This window comes from Paracoccus sp. PAR01 (genome assembly GCF_014851995.1).
Classification (GTDB): Bacteria; Pseudomonadota; Alphaproteobacteria; order Rhodobacterales; family Rhodobacteraceae; genus Paracoccus; species Paracoccus litorisediminis.
In genome coordinates this window covers 1-936 of sequence record NZ_JACVAW010000086.1, presented here as the reverse complement: position 1 = coordinate 936, position 936 = coordinate 1, and the positions used below count along the sequence as shown (strand labels likewise).

Sequence of the window (936 nt, the reverse complement as noted above, 5' to 3'; positions counted from 1 at the left end):
GAAATGGCGCAAACTCGATGGCCAGAACCGCCTGCCGGAGATCATCCAGGGGGTTGAGTTCCGCGACGGCCTCCGCCAACTTCAAGCCGCCGCCTGATCACGCGTCACCAACTTTTGCCCATATCTCCCCTCGGCTTTCAGGCCGGTGCTGTCGATCAATAGGTGCAAGGCACCGGTGCTGGGACGATAGGGAATGTGGACGGTCAGAGTCCTCTGGCGGCGGCAAAGGGTGCTGAAGTCCGGTACCGGCCAATCCAGTCCGGCAAGATCGAGCAGAATCGCCACCATCCCGGTCGTTTGCCGAAGCGGCAATCCGAAGAGCGTCTTCAGCGTCAGGCAGGCCTGAATCGCGGCGTCGGTGAACACCGGCTGCCGTCCGCGCTTGCCAGTCGGTGCGGCAAGCCACTGTGTCTCGGGATCGAACCAGATCGACAGTGACCCACGATGCGCAAGCGCCGCGTTGTAGTCACGCCAGTTCATGGTGCGGTAGGTCGGGGCTTCGGTCTGCTCATGCAGCTTAACTAACAAACTGGATTCACAAGGTGAATCCTTCAACGCATCTGCGCAACAAAGCCGATAGAACGTATCCGTCCGGCGTGACTGCCGTTGATTTTCAGATTTTCTGCCATTTCCAGGGCAGGAGCCCCTTCCGCAGATGCGTGAAGGTGCGACCTGGCCCGCCTGTCGCCGCGTCGATCAGCCCCCAGGCAAGATTGCAGCCAAGCGCCGCGATCAGCATCAGCCGCACGTCGGCGCGACTTGCCTCGGTCACATTCAGCGAGGCGGTAAAGGTCAGGACCATGATCAGACCGAACAGGATCTCGGTCGCGCGCGAAACCGGGTCAAGGACGCGGGTCGTGTCGGTTGTCATTGCGCGGGCGGCAGGACGTAAAGCGTCAGGCCGAAGATCGCATAGACCATCAGCACCAGCACCCC

1 protein-coding gene and 1 pseudogene are annotated in these 936 nt (G+C 61.3%); both read right to left on the bottom strand.

What is annotated here, in order from left to right; all coding sequences use genetic code 11:
- Positions 1-126 precede the first annotated feature (126 nt).
- Positions 127-512 (bottom strand): annotated as a pseudogene (locus IB235_RS24785) (IS5 family transposase); the annotation flags it as partial.
- A 101-nt stretch (positions 513-613) separates the two neighbouring features.
- Positions 614-936: hypothetical protein (locus IB235_RS25480; protein ID WP_225612627.1), on the bottom strand; the 323-nt coding region annotated here is incomplete at its 5' end.